This window comes from Pantoea sp. ICBG 1758 (assembly GCF_002928325.1).
GTDB classification, from domain to species: Bacteria; Pseudomonadota; Gammaproteobacteria; order Enterobacterales; family Enterobacteriaceae; genus Pantoea; species Pantoea eucrina.
In genome coordinates this window covers 1,350,808-1,372,042 of record NZ_POWL01000001.1, presented here as the reverse complement: position 1 = coordinate 1,372,042, position 21,235 = coordinate 1,350,808, and the positions used below count along the sequence as shown (strand labels likewise).

Sequence of the window (21,235 nt, the reverse complement as noted above, 5' to 3'; positions counted from 1 at the left end):
GGCCGTGGAGACAAGTATGGCAGATACCGAAGAGGGATTTACACGTCTGGCAAACGCGCTGTATGAGGAGCTGATAGGGGCCAGCCTGACGCGAAATCAGGCCAAAGTCGCACACGCCGTTTGCCGGAAAACCTGCGGCTTTAATAAAAGCATGGACCGTATTGCTGACAGCCAGATAAGCCAGTTAACCGGGCTGCCAAGACAGAAGGTTAACAAGGCAAAAAATGAGCTGATTCAGATGGGTGTGCTTATCCGGGAAGGGACGATGATCGGCCCAAATAAACACCTTTCACAGTGGCAAATACCGGGGTGTCACCGGGAGGGTATCACTGTCACCAAATCCGCGACAGCGCTGTCACCAAAACAGAGGCATACAAAAGACACTGTGACAAAAGACAATAATTCTGCGTCAGAGAATCCTGGTGATTCCCCTGACACATCCTCTGCAACGCTTTCTGCATCGCGTCCTGAAGCCGCGGTCCGGACTCCCAGGGGGGACAAGTGGGGAACCGAAGAGGATCTCAAAACAGCCAGGTGGATGTTCAGCAGGGTGCAGATTGTCGCTCCGCATGCCCGGCAGCCCGCCTGGCCCGCCTGGTCAAACGACATCAGACTGCTGCGCTCGGCCCTGCAGGTTACGCACCGCGATATCTGTGAGGTATTTCTCTGGGCCAGCCGCGATCGCTTCTGGCAGTCAAACGTGCTCAGCCCTGCGAAGCTGCGGGAAAAGTGGGACACACTGAAAATTCAGATGAACCAGCCAGACCGTAACCGGGCGGCACCAGCGGGGCAGCAGCCTGCCGTCCACTGGAACAGCCGGGAAGCATGGGAGAACTTCATATGAGAGATCTCGTCACGGCAGTTAATCATCGTGACAGCAGCGCGCTGGCGCGCATGGCCGGTGACGTCCCGCAGCCGGCGGATCGACGCCTGCATCAGGCGATCGAAAAAGTGATAGATGAGTTCTTCAGCGGGCTGAAGCAGGTTTTCCCCGCCTCAGTCAGCACGGTCTGGCGGGATCCGGCAGACGAAGCCGCCGCTAAACGTCAGTGGATAGCCGCCTTAGCGGAGAACGGCGTGACCAGCAAACAGCAGCTTTCAGCCGGCATGCGCCAGGCGCGCGCCAGCGGCTCGCCGTTTCTTCCATCACCGGGCCAGTTCATCAGCTGGTGTAAACAGGATGCTTTCGCCGCTGCGGGCCTGCCGGATGAAGAGACGCTCTATAGCAGGGTGATGACCTACTGCGCGCAGCGTGGCGACTATGCCTCTCCGGAGCACTATCCGTGGAAGAGCAATGCCGATTACTGGATGGTTACCAGCCTCTGCAGCCTGATGCGCGCGAACAACCTGAGCGAGTCTGAGCTGCGCATTACGTGCCGCTCTGAGCTGCGCAAAATGTCTGCACGGATCGAGGCCGGTGAAACAATTCCGGAGCCGCGCAGGCAGCTGCTGAAGGCTGCAATGCCCTCCACCACGGAAAAGGCGAGGGAGGGCGTGGCCCTGCTGCGCGCTACGCTGAAAGCAAAACGCACTACAGCATGATGCAAAGGATTCAGCACGACATCGATATCCCGCTGTGGCGGCAGATGTACCGCCGGGATAAAACAGGCGAACTGATTAAGCAAAGAGAGGCAGTATGAGCTTAGAAGCAACGGTTAAGTATCATTTTCCGAAGGGGCAGAACTTTAGCGGAACAGCACCGCAGACGTCGCCTGATACGCTTACCGGCATCGACTATATCGCCGCCATAGGTATGACGCAGAGCCGCGTTCAGCTCGGTTACAGCGCTTTCATGGGGAAGATGGGCGTCAGTGAAATCGACGCAGCACGGGCCGTCTCCCTGCTAACTGATTTTGCACTGCAGAGCTGCGATAAGGTTGCCGCCTTTCGCAAGCTTGATGCCGGTGTCAGAACGGCAGTTATGCAAACGCTCGCCGCTTATGCCTGGCTCGATTACTGCCGCAGCGCCGCCAGCGTGAAGCCGTGCGAATGCTGTCAGGCCACCGGATTCATCGAGGCAGAGGTGTTTTCAATGAAATCGCCTCTGCACGGCGGCCTCACCAGAAACGTCAAAGAGGCCGTACGCGTGCTCTGCAGGGCGTGCAAAGGCAAGGGCGTCGTATCAACTGCATGCCGCGACTGTAACGGACGCGGACAGGCAGTGCTAAAAGCGGCAACGGAAAAGCAGGGGGTGCCGGTGAAGGGTGAGTGCAGGCGCTGCTGCGGGCGCGGCTACGAGCGCATACCCTCAACCGGGGCGTATAAGGCAATTTCAGAATTCACCGGCGCTATCAGCCTGGACACATGGAAGAAGAGCGGTAAGCCATTTTACGATCGGCTTATTACTAAGCTGGAAGCTGAGGAAACCCGCGCAGATGCCGCGCTGAAAAGCGCAACTGCATAGCACCCTAAAAAATAGTGTATTAAATTATCGCAGGCTATTTACTTTTCCCGAACCCGGGGGTATACTTTTCAACAGTTGAAGTTGCGTGATGATGTTCAGCCCGCAAACTAAATCAGCTTTCATCACTCTGTGATAATAAAAGAGCCCTGCAGATTCACACGCTGCGAGGGCTTTTTTTATGGGCATCTGAAATATATGACGCCGGTTTCAGGGAGGAATAATGAGAATTCTGTGCGCCCTTTTAATCGTGCTGTGCGCGCCATCTTTTGCTGTGATATCGGATGCGCAACGCGCAGCTAACGATCTGTGCGAAATGGAATGGCGTATAACTGACCGATCAATGTCGACCCATCTCAGCACCAGGCAAATAGTGTCAGAAGAAGTTCAGGCGTTTGAAGCGGATGGGCACGCTCTTTCCGACTACGCTATTGAAAAAGATGACTTCATAAGCGTCTCTGTAAAAGGCGCAGAAACCTACAGAAAGATGGCTAAGGGTGTCAGCTATCCCTATGCAGATACAAGAGATTTTTTGCGGGGAAGAATGATGCCGCTGTGTATCAAAAACGTTCTGGAAACGCTTAAAAAATAATCCTGAATAGTTTATTTCCTTTTCTAAAGGCACTGCTTCGGCGGTGCCTTTTTCGTTTCCGCCCCCGCCACTCAATGCGACATCAATGCTATCCGTTGTGGCGGAGGGCCTCTTTTCTTCTGTTGATCAACAGCACCTGTCCGATCGGACGGCGTCTGCGAGCACTCAAACTATGAGCAAACTTGTTACTGGTGTTGCCCTGGGCACGTCCGGGGGCACCATTCTTAACGGTGTACTCACCAGCCTGAGTCCTGATGAGTGGTCTGCCATCGGCGTACTGGCAGGTATTGCCGGCATCATCATTACAGGGCTCATCAACTGGTACTTCAAACGCAAGGTCGCCAACGCTCAGGTAAAAGCACTTGAGAAATATGGTCCGGCCGTAAAAGTGGAGGAGGATTGATATGACTATGTCCGGCAGCGTGCGCAGAAAACTGATCGCCGCCGCAGGTGGCGGCTCCATGCTGATTGCCACCCTGTTTCTTGGCGGAAAGGAGGGAGCGGAAGGGCGTACTTATAAAGCTTATCAGGATGTGGCCGGCGTCCGGACCGTCTGTGACGGGCATACCGGCAGCGATATCATCAGCGGCAGGCAGTATAGCGATAGCGACTGCGATCGGCTGCTGCAAAACGATCTCCGGTCCGTTAAAAAGGTGGTCGATGGCGTAGTAAAGGTTCCCCTGAGTGAATACCAGCGCGCATCGCTATACAGCTTTGCTTATAACATCGGCCCGTCTGCTTTCACCCGCTCCACTCTGCTCAAAAAACTCAACGCTGGCGATCGGGCTCAGGCCTGCGAAGAGCTGCGCCGCTGGGTCTATGCCGGCGGCATAAAATGGCGCGGGCTGATGCATCGTCGCGACATGGAACGCGCTTTGTGCCTGGCGGAGAGTAGTGATGATTTGGCTGATAAATAACGGGCATCTGGTACTCAGGCTCTTCCTTATGGCGACGGTTGTGATATCTGCCGCCGTTGCCAGTCACTATCACTCGCGAATGTTGCAGGCGCAGGAGGAGATCTCCCGGGCAGTCCAGGCCCGGAAAAAGGCGGAGTCAGTAACTAGCAACCTCATTACCGCAGTAATGCTCTTTAACGATATCGCAAAGGCTGCTCATCATGATCGATATCAAAACGACGCTGAAAGCGAGAGGCGCGTTGTCTACATCAGGCAGGCGATTAAAGAGGATGCGTGTTCCGCTCACTCTGTTCCTGCTGATGTGGCTGACAGCCTGCGCAGACACAGAGAAAGAATACGTTCAGCTTCCGGCAATGCCCGTTCCGGCAGAGCTGCTGGCTGACTGCGAAATCCCCCCCGTACCCGATCCTATGACCTGGGGCGACAGCCTCGAACTTAACGAAAGGCTTATGACGTCGGTTGAAAACTGCAACCGGGATAAGCGCGCCATAAGGAAAATTGAATCGCTCCGGTAACTCATCAGGCGATTTTTTCACTATCTGCATTTTGCAGGTTATTTACCTTAACCGAAAAATAAAGCTTCTCCACGAGCAAACAGGCTCAATAAACCCTAAAAGGAAATATCATGATCGAAGTAAATTCATTTGCTGAACTCCGCACCACCAAACCTTCTGCATCAGGTGAAATTGCATTTCTTAAGCGCTATTACGACAGGGACTCAACCTTTAATGGTGGTGGCCGCTTTGTAGGCTTTGTCGACACAAAGGGTAAAGCCCCTGCGGATGACAGTGGCACCGTTGCGGTCTCTTCTGCCGGCGATTATTACTGGCAGCGTATTATTGATGATGTATCCGCTATTAATATTTTCCATTTTGGCGGCAAGCGCTTACGCGGCTCGGTTTCATTTGATGCCGATAACGGCGCAGTTAACCACGATGCCTGTATCAACATGTACCGCTGGGCCAGAGGCTTTGTATCACCGGTTGATGATCCGAACAAAAACCCTATCCGCGATATCGGAATACGTTTTCCTGCCGGTAAGTTTATTATTAATCCTGTCGATTTAACCGGTGAAGGCGAGCTGCCATTCTTCAATCTCTATGGCGACGACTGCGAATATGGTGTTGCACCCAGAACGATTATTACCTCGGATAAGTCAGCTAACACCGTTTTCAAAATTAAAGCGCGCCGGACGGCTATTCGCGGTATTTTCTGGGATGGTCAGGCGACCGCCGATACCACGGCAAACACCGGCGCGATTACCACTGCAATGGTAAGTAACCAGCAGCCATTTTTTGAAAATATTACCATTGAAGGCCAGTACATCAACGTCACCTGTTTTCGTGTGGAAAACAATGGTAACTCGGTGTTCAGGTTTATCGATACGCTTGATACGCGACTGGATCAGATTTACTCCAGCAATACCTATGGTCGGGTATTTGATATTACCTGGTCCGATTCACCCCAGGGTAACTGGGACCACTCAACGGCCGTGGAGCTAACCAACTCCAATTTCCAGCACGGTTATGGTGATGCCACGCTGTTTATGCCGCGCGTGGGGCAGGGCCTGATCCGTAATGTATGGATTGAACATACGCGCTTCCCTGGCGATCTGAGTAATGGTCAGTGGATCATTGATGCGCTGAGCATCGAATCCTCCATTAACCCGCTGAAGCTTAACTACTCACGTGTTCTGATGCGCCAGCTAAGCCTGCAGTCCGGTTCCAGCATTGATACCGAGCGCACCGGCTTTGCGCTGCTTTCAAACTATGAACAGGGCTGGCGCCGTGATGAGAACTTTGGCACCCAGATGACGGGTTCGATGAAGGCGGGCTGGTACTCGGGATATCGCGTCTCCAATACCAGCACGGAAGATAAGTGGTTCCGCCTTGGCAAGTTCTTTTTCCCTCGTGCTAATCAGCACTGGAACATCGACATGTTGGGCAAAGCGCTGCGTGATACTCAGACACAGCCAGCTACCGCACCACTGCTTACCAACGTCTGCGGTAAAACATTGCTCAATATTTATCGCGGAGAAAGTTCGGTCGGCGGCAATCTGCATTATGAAGGTGATTCCGGTGTCATCGACTGCATTGTTCGCACCACTGATGATAAAGGAAAATATGCTGAAGTCTGGATCAAGCTTAAAGCACAGTGTGGTGATGTAGTCATCAACCTTACCACTGATGGCCCGTCGCGGTTCGATGGCGGTGAATGTTCACTGTTTAATCCTGATTTGTCTGAAGTGACCAATCTGAATACGGATAACCGCGTTAACCTGTCAACGGTGATGAACTATCACAACGGCACCGCCGGCGTGGGTTATGACGGCAAAGTGGTTACGCTGACGTCCGATCCGGCATCGGCACCGGCCGCATCAGCCACGGCGGCGGGTTACATTACCGTCAGGATTAACGGCGTTAACCGCAAGCTCGCCTATTTTTAACCGCCTGAGAGAGTATTGCGGCAGGTAAAAAAGAGCCTGAACGAGAGTTCAGGCTCTTTTCACTCTCTGTTTTGATCCCAGGTCTCGACAGGTGCCCATCGTATCAGTGTGGGCAGCACGGCGGCGTTCTTGTGCGTTTATAGTTATTCTCCTGTCAGTAAGCTTTGATTGAGCGTTGCCGCGCACCAAAGCTTACTGCTTTGTATGTTTGCGCTTTTTCAGCGCCTGATGTTAAGGCGCGGCGGGACTCAGTTCCGTGCCCCTGCGTTGCTTCAGCGTGCTGGTGATGAGATTAAATGCATACGATAGGCGATTTTATTTTTTTCAGATGTAAAAAAACCCGCGTTACACGGGCGTAAATTCGTTCAATAAGGGCAAATCATTTGTCAGCGTTAGCTGACGACAGTAAGGATATGCGTTCAGTGTTACTTAAGGAAACAACCATTCGACAAATTACTCTGCGTGGCACGCATTGCATAAAAAAGCCCGCTTAGCGCCGGCTTTAAGAGGAAGCATAGTAGCTAAATAGAAGAAAAAGCCCGATAAACCGACATCCCGACCCCGCAAGTGTTAATGTGGTTAGCAGTTACAGATGGGGGATTATGGAAAATGACAATGACAGAGTGGAATTGATAGCTAATGCCATTTTGAAAGCAGCACTCGAACTCGCTGACACCGGGGCTGAAACCACAATCGAAGAGTTGCTGGGCAGGCTTGAGGCCTACCGGCGAGCAACCAATGATGTCTTCATGGCAGATGTATACCGCGATGCCATAGTGATCATTAAGAACGGCAAGTTATAAGCATAAAAAGCCCGCTGAGTGGCAGGCTTGTAGGTGAGAGTGCATGAAAACCCAGGGTATGATCCGGATATTTTTTACAGTTCAGGCTTCATTTTTCCAAATACTTTCTCAATATCAGCTTCATATTCTTCTTTGTTATCACTCATGGCCGCCACGCCCGGGAGCTTAACGATGTGCTGCCTGAAAGATTTGACGCCGATTTCGGAAAGAAACAAGTGTAAATTATTGATCGCTAAGCTGTATCGATGTAAATGCCTTAGCGTGTGCAATGCCGCATTTCTGCGGCCTTATCTTATCTAAACGCTCTTTCCGGCTACTAACCCGTAGTAAACGCTATCACGACATTCACAAAGCCAGCAGCTAACAGAACAAAGCCCGGAACGAGGTAATTTTTGTCCCGCTTATTGCGCGCCAAATAGAACATTGCGAACGCAATGCAAAACATCGGAATTGATATCTTCGCAAAAACTGACATGCCATCTCCTTAGCTAAAATTTTCTTCCTGCTATCAAACAGTAAACCAGACGCATTTTCGTACCGATCGCCAGGCCCGGCACCTTACATTTTAGTTACCGTTAACCGGCACCACAGCTTATTGGTTATCTTGGCGGTACAGTGCCCACTCCTCGATACGCTTCCCACCCGGAAGGGTGCAGTAACCTGAATCACCATCAGGATCTTTAACTATGTCCGGTTTACCCCCCATTTTTTCACAATAAACTGAGGCAGGGTTAGACATGCCTGTTTGCTGAGGCTTGTCTGTCATTCATCAGCTTCATCATGCGCGAGCCATCAGGCCGCAGCACCGTTGCCACTTCTGACTTCGTAGAGGAGCTGGAGCGCGTTAACTGGCACTTTACGCTCAAGGCAGCCAATGACTGGATCCGGAGCCATACAACCACCTTCCGCGACGCTTCAACGCAGGAGGGCGAGAACATGACGTGGTTCCGGTTCAACCTTAACGGTGGCCTCTGAGGGGTTCCCTTCACCGGCGCAGGACTACACAGAGCCGCGGCTTAACTTTGCCAGGCTATCGATAACCGCGAGGCTATAACCTTCCGTTAACGCGCTGGTTATCTCTCAGAACATCAATAGCGGTCTGCATTGCTATTTTATTATCGCGTAACTTCTGTTTGTTTTGCTGTATCTGGAGGTATTCAAGAAGTGTGCGTGTATTGACTGGCCGTCCGGTTCTGCCGACTTCGATCACAGCATCACCGAGTATGGTTTTTACAGGAGGAAGCTGGGCAGGGTACCAGTCCAGCGTGTCTTCAGATTTCATATCAAATTTCTCAGGGACGGGCAGTATATCACATGACAGGGGATATAGCGCCCGACTATAAAAACAACCATTCCTGTTATGGTTCCTTCTCATCATTATTGTTAGAAACCTGTGAGGCAATCTTAACCAGCGCGACGCTACCTGCGCCGGCGAATGCAATCATTAGAATGATAGCGATCCAGCATGGAAAATTCATTTTGTACTGTCGCTTATGGCCTCCTGTATGAAGGTGCCATTAAGCCTGACATTGCCTGAGCAAATAGTAATCACATCAATTAGCCGTACCATGTGTTAGCGCAGGCAGTCACGAAGCATGAAGATATAGGGAAAATGATCACGGAAGGGCTGAGTTGGTCGCTTGCGCCATCTCAAAAGCTGTATGTGAGCTCATGTCTGAAGGTCATGATGTCACTGTCGAACCCGGTCGGAGGTTCTCATACCCCTCTCACTGTGCAATATGCAAAAAAAAAGCCTGAACGTGAGTTCAGGCTCTTCTTCAAATTTGTGGCGGTGAGAGGGGGATTGATTCGCTTCGCTCACCCTGCGGGCAGCGTCGCAGGCTCCGCTGTCCGGTGAACAGAGTTCACCGTCGAACCCGGTCGGAGGTTCTCATACCCCTCTCACTGTGCAATATGCAAAAAAAAAGCCTGAACGTAAGTTCAGGCTCTTCTTCAAATTTGTGGCGGTGAGAGGGGGATTCGAACCCCCGATACGTTGCCGTATACACACTTTCCAGGCGTGCTCCTTCAGCCACTCGGACACCTCACCACATATTTTTTTGCTAACCGCACTGGGTCAACGGGGCGCTACTATAGGGAGTTAGCTGAAAAGGGTCAAGCGCTATTTTCTCCTTTTTTTCTATCTGCTTAAGCTCTGCGCAGATTGTATTAACCCTGTTCGCTTCGCGGCGATTGTCATAGAAACGTTGCGCGTCTGACACAAAAATGTCATCCCGCTGACGCAGACTTGGCAGCGAAAATAACCGGGTTGTCTCACTGATAAGGATGCTGAAGAATGAAACACTTACCTCTGCTGACGGTTTCACTGCTGGCTTCGCTGATTGCCACCTCCGCGGTGGCAGATGTTACAACATACAATAGAGCAGCAACTGGCGATTTGACGCAGCATGGTGGCGCGCGTCGGCTGAGCAGCGATCAGACTGAGGCGCTGAAAGCCTCGCTGAGTAATCAGACAGCGAAAAATGTCATTTTACTGATCGGCGACGGCATGGGTGACTCTGAGATCACCGCGGCACGTAACCTTGCAGTGGGAGCAGGCGGCTTTTTTGCCGGTATTGATGCGCTTCCGCTTACCGGGCAGTACACGCACTATTCGCTGGATAAAAAAACGCATAAACCCTCTTACGTCACTGACTCTGCCGCGTCCGCCACCGCGTGGGCTACAGGCACCAAATCCTATAACGGGGCGATTGGCGTCGACGTCAATGGCAAGGATCAAATCACGCTGCTTGAGCTGGCTAAAGCGGCCGGCAAAGCAACGGGTAATGTCTCTACTGCCGAACTGCAGGATGCTACGCCAGCGGCACTGATGGCGCATGTTACCTCACGCAAATGCTACGGCCCGGAGAAAACCAGCGAACTCTGCCCGGGCAACGCCTTAGAGCAGGGCGGCCGCGGCTCAATTACCGAGCAAATGCTGCTGACCCGGCCGGATGTGGTCCTGGGCGGCGGTGCAAAGAGCTTTAACGAGGTGGCTAAAGCAGGCGACTATAAAGGCAAAACGTTGTATGAGCAGGCGCAGGCGCGCGGCTATCAGCTGGTAGAAAACCTGGACGCAATGAACGCGGTACAGCAGGCCACCCAGCAGCAGCCTCTGCTGGGGCTGTTTGCGCCGGGCAATATGCCGGTGCGCTGGCAGGGTCCCAAAGCCAGTTATCATGGCAACATCGATAAACCGGTGGTGACCTGTGAGGTTAATCAGGATCGTCCGGCATCGGTGCCGACGCTGGCGCAGATGACAACAAAAGCGATCGACCTGCTGAGCAAAAATGAGAAAGGGTTCTTCCTGCAGGTCGAGGGCGCTTCAATCGATAAACAGGATCACGCGGCTAATCCGTGCGGCCAGATTGGCGAAACGGTCGATCTCGACGAAGCGGTCCAGGTGGCGCTGGCCTATGCCCGCGAACATGGCGATACGCTGGTGGTGGTCACCGCCGACCACGCGCACAGCAGTCAGATTGTTGAGAACGGCACCAAAGCGCCGGGCCTGACCCAGGCGCTGAACACAAAAGATGGTGCGGTAATGACCATCAGCTACGGCAACTCGGAAGAGGATTCGCAGGAGCATACCGGTGCTCAGCTGCGCATTGCTGCTTACGGACCGCACGCGGCAAACGTGGTGGGGCTGACCGATCAGACCGATCTGTTCTTCACACTAAAAAATGCGCTGGCGCTTAAATAAGCGGATAGCAGACAGAAAAAATCCACGCTGCGGCGTGGATTTTTGTTATTACCGGAGCAGTATCACCCCAGCACTTTGCTGAGAAACGCCTGAGTACGCGGATTTTGCGGCCGGGTGAACAGCACATCCGGCGTGTCCAGCTCCTGAATGATCCCCTGATCCATAAACATCACGCGATCTGCCACTTCGCGCGCAAACCCCATTTCATGCGTGACAATCACCATGGTCATGCCTTCCTGCGCCAGCATTTTCATGACGCTCAGCACCTCGCCGACCAGCTCAGGGTCGAGCGCGGAGGTCGGCTCATCGAACAGCATGATCTCCGGCTCCATCGCCAGCGCCCGTGCAATAGCAACGCGCTGCTGCTGGCCGCCGGATAAGCTGTTTGGCCAGGCGTGCATCTTATCGGTTAAGCCCACCTTCTCCAGCAGCGCTTTAGCCTGCTCTGTGGCCTGCTGGCGCGACAGTTTGCGCACATCCATCGGCGCCATAATCAGGTTTTCCAGCACGGTCATGTGCGGGAACAGATTGAAGCGCTGAAACACCATACCCACGTGTTGACGCAGCGTATTGATGCGGGTTTTGGGATCCTGTACCTCAAATCCGTTCACCACCACGCGACCGCCGTCAATGCTTTCAAGCCCGTTCAGGCAGCGCAGGAAGGTGCTTTTACCGGAGCCGGACGGACCGATAACGCACAATACTTCCTGCGCCGGAATGTCACAGCTGATGCCGTTCAGCACCTGGTTTTCACCAAAGTTTTTCTGCAAGTTTTCAACGTGGATCACTTTTGCCAAACCTCTTTTCCATGTAACGAACCAGCAGCGACAGCAGGAAGGTGAATACCCAGTACACCAGCGAAATCACCAGATAGGGCTCCCAGTAAGTCGCATAGGCGCCTGAAACCGTACGGGCAGCATACGCCAGATCGGCGAGGCCGATCGCTGACGCCAGCGATGAATCCTTAACAATAGCGATCGCGTTGTTGCCGAGCGGCGGCAGCATGCGGCGAAACGCCTGCGGCAGGATCACTCTGCGCATAGTGCGACCATATGGCATGCCGAGCGATCGCGACGCTTCCATCTGGCCGCGATCGATCGACTGGATCCCGGCGCGAAAAATCTCTGATACGTAAGCGCCTGCATTAAGAGTGATGGCCACAACGCAGGAAAGAAAAGCGCCATAGTTAGCGCGCAGCTCGCGGGCAAACTCTGCCGGCATAATGCCGTTCGCCACCAGCACGCCGTCGCGCGGATTGATAAATAGCGGGATCAGCGCAAAGTGCACGACCATAATCTGCACGAACAGCGGCGTGCCGCGAAAAGCGCTGATATAGATGCGCACCGGCCACTGAATGCCGTAATGCAGTATATATTTCCACGGGCCGTGCGGCGCCGACGCCAGGCGGCCTAAGCCGAGCGTCAGGCCCCACAGGGTGCCCGTGATCACACAGATAAGCGTGCATTTGAGGGTCATCATCGCGCCGTCGATAAACAGCGGCATATATTCCCCGATGATTTCCCAGCGGAAGCCAGTCATAAAAACGTCCTTATTGTGCCGCGCGAGCGCGCGGCGACGGGAAAATTACTGCGCGGGAAGAGCAGGAACGTTGCTGTCGAACCAGGTCGCGTAAATTTTCGCATAGGTGCCGTCGGCAATGATTTTTTGCAGGCCGGCGTTGATCTTGCTGCGTAATTCATCGTTGCCTTTTGCTACCGCGATGCCGAAATACTGGCGCTCAAACTTGTTATCAGAAACCAGTTTGAACTGCTTTTCCGGATGCGTTTTTATGTAGTATTTCACCACGCCAACATCCCCCACGGCCGCGCCAATACCATCTTCATACAGCTCCTGCAGCATCAGCGGCGTATTATCAAAACGTTTAATCGCCGTGCTGTTTTTGCCCAGCACATCGGAGACCACGATATCACCGGTACTGGAGTTCACCACGCCTACGTTCAGGTTCTTCAGCGACGCCAGTGACGATACGCTGGCGGTTTCCGGTACCACAATAGCCTGTTCAGCCGGGAAGTAGGGCGCGGAGAAATCCACCATCTGTTTGCGCTTATCGGTGATGGTAATGCCGGAGATAATGATGTCGCGATCGCCCGAATTGAGTGTGGCAAAGATGCCTTCCCACGGGGTATTGACCAGCTTAATATCAAAATTTTCCGCTTTGGCGACGGCCTTGATAATGTCGATATCAAACCCTTCCAGCTGCTTCTGCGCGTTTTCAAATTCGAACGGACGGTAAGTGCCACCAGAGCCGACAACATAGGTAACGGCCTGCGCCGCCGTGGCTGACAGTGCCAGCACTAAGCCCAGCAGGGCTGAACGGGTAAACATAGTGATTCTCCTGGAGAAGGGACAAGATGCGTAATTTATGCAAATTTAATGCATAAAAATACACATTGCTGCATGCTCTGGCAAGCGGAATAGTCAGCGCTGAGGACAATATTCATCAAAGCGTGAAGGGGGGCATCCGCCCGTTGTGGCACAGTGCGGAACGCAGGAGAGCAGCGCGTCCGGCCGCAGGTCACGCTTTGCGCAATGGCGCACAGATAATGCGCATGGCAATCGCGCTGGCGAGAGGAAACAGCGCCAGCAGTAGCCACGGCAGCCGTGCCGCCTCTGAGGGTTCGCGCGCCTGTTCCAGCACGCCTCCCAGCAGGACGTTACCCAGCAACACCGCCACGCCACCGGCAGTGGCCAGGGCGCCATAGTGCGCGCCTAGCGATGACGGCTCCGCAAACCACGGCACCAGGTCTTTTGCCGCCGGCACCAGCAGCATCTGTCCCAGCGTCAGCAGCGTGACAAAAGCTGCTGCGGGCAGCAGGCGTAGCCAGCCCGCGGCGGGAGTAGCATCAGCACACAGCGCTACGCTGAGAAATGCCACGGTAATCAGCGCAAAGCCCCACGGCACAACCCGCGCCGCGCCGGTGTGGCGGGCGAGACGCGCCAGCGGCAGCTGCAGCGTAATGATCAGCAGCGAGGCCAGCATAAACAGCGGCGCCAGATCGCTCTCCTGACCGCCGGCGCGCTGGATCTCCACCGGCAAGGCCAGATAGAGCTGGTTATAGCTCAGCAGCCAGCTGCTGTAAGCGATAATAAATGCTACAAAGCGCGGCTGGTGAAAGGTGCGCCACCACGGCACGATCTGCAGCGAAGCGCGGCGTACTGGCGCGGCGGGCAGGGTGAAAAAGAGCACAATCATCGCCAGCACAAATACCGCCGCGCCGGCATAGGCGATCTGGCGAAAACCGTAGCCGGTCAGCAGCGCGCCCGCGGCCGGACCGATAACGGCACCCAGTTCACCGCAGACGGCAAACAGGGCGAACCACTCTGCCCGGCTGCGTTTACCTTCAGCTTCACTCTGCGTACCCGCTTTCGCCAGCAGCGCTTCAATAGAGGGCGAAAACAGCGCGCCGCCAATACCGGTCAGACAGGCACCCATGATAACCGGCGTTAAAGATTCACCGCCTGCCAGCAGCAGATAGCCGCTAATACGCACCATGCAGCCTGCCAGCACCACACGCCGGGCACCAAAGCGATCGGAGAGCGCGCCGCCGAGCAGAAACATACCCTGCTGACAGAAGGTGCGCAGTCCCAGTATCAGCCCGACAAGCGTGCCGGAGAGCGCCAGATCGTCGCGCAAAAAAATGGCCAGGAAAGGCACCACGGCGTAAAAGCCAAGGTTGAAAATAAACTGGCAGCCCGGCAGCAGAGGCAGCCAGAGCCGCGTGGCGGGCCGGGGCACAGACATGAAGGTTTCCGTCAGGCGATATAGTGAATGTGTTTACCGCTGTGGTAAGGGGAGTTTTCAATTTTTGCCCGCACGCGGAAAACATCCCACAGCAGATCCTCATTCAGAATCGCCTGCGGCGTGCCGGTGGCAACAATCTCTCCCTGCTGCATCACAATCAGCGTATCGCAAAACATCGAGGCGTGATTGAGATCGTGTATTGCGACGATGCTGGTCACCGGCAGTTCGCTGATCAGTTTCATTAACTGCATCTGGTGATGAATATCGAGGTGGTTGGTCGGCTCGTCCAGCAGAATTTCGCTCGGCATCTGCGCCAGCGCCCGCGCAATATGCACCCGCTGCCGCTCACCCCCGGAGAGGCTCTGCCAGCCCTGTTCACTTTTCTCTACCATATCCACGCGCTGCAGCGCCGCCAGCACCGCGGCGTCATCCTGCGCACTCCAGCTGGAGAAAGGGGAGTGATGCGGAATACGTCCCAGTTTCACCACGTCGCGCACGCGCATATTGGCCTCCGTCATCCCGTGCTGCTCAACAAAGGCCACCCGGCGCGCCAGCGCTTTTTTGGCGATAAAGCGGATATCGTTGCCATCCAGCGTGACCTGTCCTGCATGCGGACGCCGCAGGCCCGCCAGCACGCGCAGCAGCGACGATTTACCGGAGCCGTTTGGCCCCAGCAGGCCCACGGTCTCTCCGCGCGCTACGTTCAGCGAGACATCATTAACAATGACTTTCCTGCCCACTTTCCACGTAATATTTTCAGCGCAAATACTCATGGTTTATTTCCTGAGCGGTAAATGATGATGGCGAAGAAAGGAACGCCGACCAGCGCAGTAACCACGCCTACCGGCAGGCTTTGCGGCGCAATCAGCAGGCGCGAGGCGATATCCGCCAGCACCATCAGAATCGCTCCCGCCAGCGCGCACGCGAGCAGCAGGGTGCGATGCAGCGGGCCGAAGAAAAAGCGCATCACGTGCGGCACAACCAGGCCGACAAAGCCGATCGAGCCGGCCATGCTGACAATGGTGGCGGTGATCAGTGCGGTAGTGGTAAACAGGATCAGGCGCACCCGCGGTACGGCGATACCCAGCGACGCGGCGGCATCATCACCAAAGGTAAACGCATCCAGCGCGCGCGCGTACCAGAGACAGATCGCCAGCCCCAGCAGCACCACAATCAGCACCAGCTGAAATTCCGGCCAGCGCACGCCGCTAAAACTGCCCAGTAACCAGAACATCACGTCACGCGCCTGCTGGGCGCTGGCTGACGTGCTGATGGTGTAGGCGGTCACGGCATTAAACAGCTGAGAGGCCGCGACGCCGGCGAGGATGGTGCGTTCATTGCCGCTGCGCGCGCCCTTAGTGAGAAAAGCGACAAACGCAAACGCGGCAAAGGCGCCGGCAAACGCCCCCGCCGAGAGCGAAACAGCGCCGGTGCCGAGACCCAGAATAACAATGGCCACCGCGCCGGTAGAGGCGCCCGCCGATACGCCCAGCACGTAAGGCTCCGCCAGCGCGTTTTTCAGCAGGCTCTGCAGTACCGCGCCGCAGATGGCGAGACCCGCGCCGCAGCAGGCGGCAACCAGCGCCCGGCTAAGCCGGAAGTCCCAGATCACGCTCTCATAAATTCGATTGAGCGGCTCTGCCGTCAGGCCCAGACGATTGCTGAACGCGTAAAACACGCTTCTGAGCGGCACCGGGAGTTCGCCCACGCTGATCCCCAGGGCAATGACCAGGGTCAGAAGCAGCAGCGCCGCTGCTGTGGTCACGCTGAGCATCAGCGTCTGCCGCACGGCGGTAACAGCGGAGGGCATTAATTCAGCCCCAGCTTACGCAGCTGCTCTGCCACCTGCTCCGCGCCGTAGATGGTGCGGATAGTCGGGTTCATCGCCTGGCCATCCATGACCACGATATGCCCTTTTTTCACCGCATCCAGCTGGCTTACCGCCGGGTCGCTCTTAAGGAATTTAATCTTCTCTTCGGCGCTGTCCAGCGTCCAGCGGTTACGATCGAGGCTGGAGACAACAATCACATCCGGGTTGGCAGCAATAATGCTCTCCCAGCCCACGGTAGGCCACTCGGTCTCGGTAGTAATGGCGTTATGCCCGCCCAGCACGCTGGCAATGAAACCGGAAGCGCTGTTTTTGCCGCCCACATAGGCGTCTGCCGCAGGGGAGGAGCTGGAGAACCAGAAGACAAAAGAGAGGTTACGCTTGTTTTTACTGAAGGTTTCACGCAGTGCGGCTTCACGCTGTCTGAAATCCGCAATCAGCGCCTGACCGCGATCTTCCACATTGAAGATACGTGAGAAATCGTCAATCTCTTGATACAGATAAGTCATGTCCCACAATTTCTGACGACTGCCGTACATATCACCCGCGCCTTTTTTGGTGGCGCACATGCCGGGCGACATATAGCTGTTCAGCCCCAGCGTGGCAAAATCTTCACGCTTTGCGACCTTGCTTTCCGGACCGAGCAGCAGCGGCGCCTGCGCCGGTACAAAGTCCGGGTTCTGCGCCAGAATCGATTCCAGCGTCGGGATCTCCACGGTCAGCGTTTTGATTCCGGCGTTCTGCTTCGCCAGCTGCGGCAGCACTTTTGTCGGCCAGAAAGCGCTGGCAACAATCTTATCCTGCAGCCCGAGCAGCAGCAGGATCTCCGTGGTGTTCTGTCCCAGCGCAACCACGCGCTCCGGCGCCTTGGTAAACGTCTCTTTATAGCCACAGTTTTCGATGGTCAGCGGGTAGGGGGCAGCAGCGACTTGACTGGCGGCAGTAAACAGTAAAGCAAATGCACAAATGACGTTTTTCATCTAACCCTTTCTCGTTTAAAAACGCTGATCCGTAAAGTTTATGCCCGCGATAATAATGATAATGAATTACATTATCAATGGTTGGCTATCGCCGGTGACTGCCTGACGGTAATGGCATAAGCCGCCATAAAAAAATCCACGCCGGAGCGTGGATTTGAAAGCAGTTGCTTAGCTTCGCGAGATTAACGGTGATCCCGCGAACCAGCCGGGGTCATCAGACGTTGAACAGGAAGTTCATCACATCGCCATCTTTAACGATGTACTCTTTGCCTTCGGAACGCATTTTGCCCGCTTCTTTGGCACCCTGCTCACCTTTATAGGTGATGAAGTCATCAAAGGCGATGGTTTGCGCACGGATAAAACCTTTTTCAAAATCGGTGTGAATTTTACCGGCGGCCTGTGGGGCAGTGGCGCCTACCGGGATGGTCCAGGCGCGCACTTCTTTAACGCCAGCGGTGAAGTAAGTCTGCAGGTTCAGCAGCGCGTAACCGGCGCGGATCACGCGGTTCAGACCTGGCTCTTCCAGACCCAGCTCAGCCATAAACTCATCGCGCTCTTCATCATCCAGCTCAGCGATGTCAGATTCAACGGCAGCACACACCGGCACCACTACCGAGCCTTCTGCTTCAGCAATAGCGCGTACCTGGTCAAGGTACGGGTTGTTCTCAAAGCCATCTTCATTGACGTTGGCGATGTACATGGTGGGCTTCAGCGTCAGGAAGCTCAGGTAGCGAATAGCGGCTTTTTCATCAGCGTCCAGCTTCAGGGCACGCAGCATACCGGCGTTTTCCAGGTGTGGCAGGCACTTCTCCAGCGCAGCCAGCTCCGCTTTCGCGTCTTTATCACCGCCTTTGGCTTTTTTCTGGCAGCGCTGGATGGCGCGCTCACAGGTATCAAGGTCAGAAAGCGCCAGCTCAGTATTGATGATATCAATATCCTCCGCCGGGTTAACTTTGCCTGAGACGTGAATAATGTTCTCATTCTCAAAGCAGCGCACTACGTGACCAATTGCTTCAGTTTCACGGATGTTGGTCAGAAACTGGTTGCCGAGGCCTTCGCCTTTCGATGCGCCTTTTACCAGTCCGGCAATATCCACGAACTCCATGGTGGTAGGCACCACGCGCTGGGGTTTAACAATCTCGCTCAGCTGATCGAGGCGCAGATCGGGCATCGGTACTACGCCAGTGTTTGGCTCGATGGTGCAGAACGGAAAGTTCGCTGCTTCGATACCCGCTTTGGTCAGCGCGTTAAACAGGGTAGATTTACCAACGTTTGGCAGGCCCACGATACCGCATTTAAATCCCATGATCTGATTACCTTTCTCACTGAGGGTGGCACACCGCCGGGCGGTACGCCTGATTCAAAAAATTTCGCGCATTATACACAGAATTGCCCGGCGCGGCGCGGGAATTGCCTTAGCCCGCTTTGAAAGCGTGCAGACGATTCATCGCTTTAATCTTATCCTCTTTCAGCCATAGCTCCGTGCAGCGCACCGCTTCATCAACCGCGTCATCAATCAGCTTCTGCTCGCTGGCCGGCGGTTTCCCCAGCACAAATCCGGTCACCTTGTTGCGATCGCCAGGATGACCGATACCTACGCGTAAACGGTGAAAATTATTGTTGTTACCCAGCTTGCTGATAATGTCTTTCAGGCCGTTATGCCCGCCGTGCCCGCCGCCCTGTTTAAATTTGGCAACGCCCGGCGGCAGATCCATCTCATCATGCGCCACCAGAATCTCTTCAGGCGTAATGCGGTAAAACGTGGCCATTGCCGCCACCGCTTTACCACTGAGATTCATATAGGTGGTCGGCACCAGCAGCCGCACATCATTCCCGGCCAGAGCCAGGCGCGCCGTATAGCCAAAGAATTTAGGCTCCTCTTTTAGCGCCTGATTATGGCGGCTGGCCAGCAGATCCAGATACCACGCGCCGGCGTTATGACGCGTCGCCGCATATTCGGCACCGGGATTTGCCAGTCCCACAATCAGTTTAATGCTGCTCACAATAGTTATCCTGTTCTCCTGCAGAAAGGTGGCTAGTTTACTGTCTGCTGAGAGGGATGACAAAGATTGTCAGGCAAAAGTAGTGTCAGAGTGTGATTAGTCAATTTCTATATAAAACAAGATGCTGCAGGTAAATTTTTGTCATTTGCACATTGTGTTGTGTGATCCTGGGCGCAAAATGTCCCGCTATCATTGCCTAAACTTATGACAGGTTAACGTTATGTGCGGTTTTTTACTTTGCTCATAAGGATGGAGGTGATTCATGAAACGTCATCAATGCCGCGTTATAGGCAATAGCCTGATGTGTCTGGGACTGCTGACCATGGTTGCAGGCGTCGCCTCATCCGTGATCAATCAGCTGCCGTCAGTGAATATGCCGCCTCTGCTGGCCAGTGGAGCCATGTTTGGCATCTTTATCGGGGCGCTGTTGTGGCTGGCGGGCGCCCGCGTCAGTGGCCGCGAGAAGATTGAAGATCGTTACTACTGGCATCGTCACCATGGTGACGTCCGCTGTCGCCGTAACCATACGCCACATTAAATCGCCACTTCAGTAACCGGCTGTGGCCGGGCAATGTAGCACTCTGTCCGGTTGCGGCCGTGGGCTTTCGCGCGATAGAGCGCTTCATCAGCCAGCACCAGCAGCGCCGGAAACTGACTGACGGTCGGATCGGCCGGCGCATAGCCAATGCTGACGGTATAACCGATGCCGGCCGGCTGCGACCGCTGCGTTGCCACGCGAATAGCTTCGCACACGCGCTGCACCTGTGCACTGTCGCCTGTCACCAGCGCGGCAAACTCCTCGCCGCCAAGTCGGGCGAAATAGCTCTCTGCCGGCATTTGCGCCTCAGCTATCTGACAAAAGTCGATTAACACCCGGTCACCCTGCAGGTGGCCGTAGCGGTCGTTAATACTCTTAAAATGGTCAAGATCGAACAGCACCGCGCTAAACCCGGCGGCAGAGGAGATTCTGACCCGCCGCCGCAGCACATTATCCGCCTGCTCAAACAGCGCGCGCCGGTTCCATGTGCCGGTCAGCGGATCGCGCAGTGACGCCAGCCTGTGCGCCACCTGCGACCGTTCATTAACCATGGCCAGCAGGGTAAAGGTCAGGCCAATCACAAACAGAATCGACTCAAGGATCACGTAAATCGAGAAACCCGAGCCGCCAATGGCGCCCGGCAGGCGGCTGGCCACGGCGTCATCGAGAAAAATCCGCGCAAGATGAAAGCCGAGATGGATCCACAGCAGCGTCTGCGCAGGCCAGAACGTCACTTTCAGCATGCTGCGCGCGCGCCACAGCAGAGTGATAAACGCTGCGGTGTAGAGTATGCAGAGCAGGCAGAGCACCAGCACCCGCAGTGGCTGACTGTGATAGAAATCGGGCAGCAGGCAAAGCAGCGCCCAGAGCAGCGCGCCACCGGGCCACAGCAGGCCAGCGGGTCGTTTACAGAAAGTACGAAATGCGCACAGCAGCGTACCATAAGCCAGCATAACTATGACATTGCCCAGCGCAACCGGAAGAAACTGCAGGCCGGCACTGCGCAGGCTGCTGAGAAACACCGCGCACAGCGTCAGGATCAGGGTCAGCGTGGTAAAGCCCAGCACGCGATCGTACTGAGCGCCGACCCAGGCAAATATCATAATGATGCTCAGAAACCCCAGCACATAAAGCTCGCAAACAAACAGCGTATAAATATCGAGCATCATGGCAGTGGGCGTTCCCGGAAAAAAGTGGCGCTGAAAATAGCACTATTTCCGGGGCTGCTGAAGTGCCGGACAGCGCGAAAGTGAAAAAGAGC

24 protein-coding genes, 1 tRNA gene and 1 other RNA gene are annotated in these 21,235 nt (G+C 54.8%); 12 read left to right on the top strand and 14 right to left on the bottom strand.

What is annotated here, in order from left to right:
• Positions 1-16: 16 nt before the first annotated feature.
• The 9 genes from C1Y41_RS06745 (at position 17) to C1Y41_RS06705 (ending at position 7,159) form a co-directional block, all read left to right on the top strand.
• Positions 17-844 carry a replication protein gene (locus C1Y41_RS06745; protein ID WP_158249866.1) on the top strand — a complete coding sequence of 276 codons (828 nt, stop codon included), beginning with the start codon at positions 17-19 and terminating at the stop codon, positions 842-844.
• Positions 841-1,542, top strand: a complete 702-nt coding sequence (locus C1Y41_RS06740; protein ID WP_104085115.1) for a replication protein P — start codon at positions 841-843, stop codon at positions 1,540-1,542. The genes C1Y41_RS06745 and C1Y41_RS06740 overlap by 4 nt, the downstream gene beginning before the upstream one ends.
• A gap of 94 nt (positions 1,543-1,636) precedes the next feature.
• On the top strand, positions 1,637-2,404 hold the full coding sequence (locus C1Y41_RS06735; RefSeq protein WP_104085114.1) for an antitermination protein: 768 nt from the start codon (positions 1,637-1,639) through the stop codon (positions 2,402-2,404).
• A gap of 220 nt (positions 2,405-2,624) precedes the next feature.
• The gene (locus tag C1Y41_RS06730; protein ID WP_039385009.1) at positions 2,625-2,993 is read left to right on the top strand and encodes a hypothetical protein; all 369 of its coding nucleotides are present in this window, start codon (positions 2,625-2,627) and stop codon (positions 2,991-2,993) included.
• 172 nt (positions 2,994-3,165) lie between these two features.
• On the top strand, positions 3,166-3,396 hold the full coding sequence (locus tag C1Y41_RS06725) for a class II holin family protein (protein WP_039385006.1): 231 nt from the start codon (positions 3,166-3,168) through the stop codon (positions 3,394-3,396).
• A gap of 1 nt (position 3,397) precedes the next feature.
• Entirely contained in the window at positions 3,398-3,910 is a 513-nt protein-coding gene (locus C1Y41_RS06720; RefSeq protein WP_039385005.1) for a lysozyme, read from the top strand.
• A 200-nt stretch (positions 3,911-4,110) separates the two neighbouring features.
• Complete coding sequence (locus C1Y41_RS06715; RefSeq protein ID WP_071667929.1) at positions 4,111-4,425, top strand: hypothetical protein; 315 nt, start codon at positions 4,111-4,113, stop codon at positions 4,423-4,425.
• 110 nt (positions 4,426-4,535) lie between these two features.
• Positions 4,536-6,356, top strand: coding sequence for an amylovoran biosynthesis protein AmsF (locus tag C1Y41_RS06710; RefSeq protein WP_039385003.1), 1,821 nt, complete (start codon positions 4,536-4,538; stop codon positions 6,354-6,356).
• Between the two features lie 602 nt (positions 6,357-6,958).
• Positions 6,959-7,159, top strand: a complete 201-nt coding sequence (locus C1Y41_RS06705; protein WP_071667927.1) for a hypothetical protein — start codon at positions 6,959-6,961, stop codon at positions 7,157-7,159.
• 592 nt (positions 7,160-7,751) lie between these two features.
• On the opposite strand, the gene C1Y41_RS06695 is transcribed toward C1Y41_RS06705, so the two are convergent.
• Complete coding sequence (locus C1Y41_RS06695; RefSeq protein WP_304485923.1) at positions 7,752-7,898, bottom strand: DUF333 domain-containing protein; 147 nt, start codon at positions 7,896-7,898, stop codon at positions 7,752-7,754.
• Between the two features lie 41 nt (positions 7,899-7,939).
• Between C1Y41_RS06695 and C1Y41_RS06690 the strand changes: the two genes are divergently transcribed.
• Entirely contained in the window at positions 7,940-8,134 is a 195-nt protein-coding gene (locus C1Y41_RS06690; protein ID WP_052246500.1) for a hypothetical protein, read from the top strand.
• 73 nt (positions 8,135-8,207) lie between these two features.
• Here the strand turns inward: C1Y41_RS06690 and C1Y41_RS06685 are convergent, their stop codons facing one another.
• The 3 genes from C1Y41_RS06685 to C1Y41_RS06675 all read right to left on the bottom strand — a co-directional run bounded on the left by C1Y41_RS06685 (position 8,208) and on the right by C1Y41_RS06675 (position 9,209).
• A complete protein-coding gene (locus C1Y41_RS06685) occupies positions 8,208-8,441 on the bottom strand; it encodes a hypothetical protein (protein ID WP_039384996.1) in 234 nt (77 codons plus the stop codon).
• A gap of 505 nt (positions 8,442-8,946) precedes the next feature.
• Positions 8,947-9,075, bottom strand: a non-coding RNA gene (locus tag C1Y41_RS06680) — RtT sRNA.
• 46 nt (positions 9,076-9,121) lie between these two features.
• Positions 9,122-9,209, bottom strand: a tRNA-Ser gene (locus tag C1Y41_RS06675).
• A 246-nt stretch (positions 9,210-9,455) separates the two neighbouring features.
• Here C1Y41_RS06675 and phoA point away from each other — a divergent pair.
• Entirely contained in the window at positions 9,456-10,862 is a 1,407-nt protein-coding gene (gene phoA, locus C1Y41_RS06670; protein WP_094111049.1) for an alkaline phosphatase, read from the top strand.
• Positions 10,863-10,924: 62 nt separating this feature from the next.
• Here the strand turns inward: phoA and C1Y41_RS06665 are convergent, their stop codons facing one another.
• The 9 genes from C1Y41_RS06665 to pth form a co-directional block, all read right to left on the bottom strand.
• Positions 10,925-11,650, bottom strand: a complete 726-nt coding sequence (locus C1Y41_RS06665; RefSeq protein WP_094111097.1) for an amino acid ABC transporter ATP-binding protein — start codon at positions 11,648-11,650, stop codon at positions 10,925-10,927.
• Positions 11,637-12,401: an amino acid ABC transporter permease gene (locus C1Y41_RS06660; protein ID WP_039384993.1), complete on the bottom strand. Its 765-nt coding sequence runs from the start codon at positions 12,399-12,401 to the stop codon at positions 11,637-11,639. The genes C1Y41_RS06665 and C1Y41_RS06660 overlap by 14 nt, the downstream gene beginning before the upstream one ends.
• Positions 12,402-12,446: 45 nt before the next feature.
• On the bottom strand, positions 12,447-13,208 hold the full coding sequence (locus tag C1Y41_RS06655) for a basic amino acid ABC transporter substrate-binding protein (RefSeq protein WP_071668910.1): 762 nt from the start codon (positions 13,206-13,208) through the stop codon (positions 12,447-12,449).
• Positions 13,209-13,398: 190 nt separating this feature from the next.
• A complete protein-coding gene (locus tag C1Y41_RS06650; protein WP_104085112.1) occupies positions 13,399-14,625 on the bottom strand; it encodes an MFS transporter in 1,227 nt (408 codons plus the stop codon).
• Between the two features lie 11 nt (positions 14,626-14,636).
• Positions 14,637-15,398: an ABC transporter ATP-binding protein gene (locus C1Y41_RS06645; protein WP_039384982.1), complete on the bottom strand. Its 762-nt coding sequence runs from the start codon at positions 15,396-15,398 to the stop codon at positions 14,637-14,639.
• On the bottom strand, positions 15,395-16,399 hold the full coding sequence (locus C1Y41_RS06640) for a FecCD family ABC transporter permease (protein WP_369826786.1): 1,005 nt from the start codon (positions 16,397-16,399) through the stop codon (positions 15,395-15,397). The genes C1Y41_RS06645 and C1Y41_RS06640 overlap by 4 nt, the downstream gene beginning before the upstream one ends.
• Before the next feature lie 35 nt (positions 16,400-16,434).
• Positions 16,435-17,433, bottom strand: coding sequence for an ABC transporter substrate-binding protein (locus C1Y41_RS06635; protein ID WP_039384973.1), 999 nt, complete (start codon positions 17,431-17,433; stop codon positions 16,435-16,437).
• Positions 17,434-17,647: 214 nt separating this feature from the next.
• A complete protein-coding gene (gene ychF / locus C1Y41_RS06630; RefSeq protein WP_039384969.1) occupies positions 17,648-18,739 on the bottom strand; it encodes a redox-regulated ATPase YchF in 1,092 nt (363 codons plus the stop codon).
• Positions 18,740-18,848: 109 nt separating this feature from the next.
• Positions 18,849-19,436: an aminoacyl-tRNA hydrolase gene (gene pth / locus C1Y41_RS06625; protein WP_039384967.1), complete on the bottom strand. Its 588-nt coding sequence runs from the start codon at positions 19,434-19,436 to the stop codon at positions 18,849-18,851.
• A gap of 262 nt (positions 19,437-19,698) precedes the next feature.
• Here pth and ychH point away from each other — a divergent pair, with 262 nt between their 5' ends.
• A complete protein-coding gene (gene ychH / locus C1Y41_RS06620; protein WP_071668907.1) occupies positions 19,699-19,974 on the top strand; it encodes a stress-induced protein YchH in 276 nt (91 codons plus the stop codon).
• On the opposite strand, the gene C1Y41_RS06615 is transcribed toward ychH, so the two are convergent.
• Positions 19,971-21,143: a GGDEF domain-containing protein gene (locus C1Y41_RS06615; protein ID WP_104085111.1), complete on the bottom strand. Its 1,173-nt coding sequence runs from the start codon at positions 21,141-21,143 to the stop codon at positions 19,971-19,973. The genes ychH and C1Y41_RS06615 overlap by 4 nt on opposite strands.
• Positions 21,144-21,235: the final 92 nt, after the last annotated feature.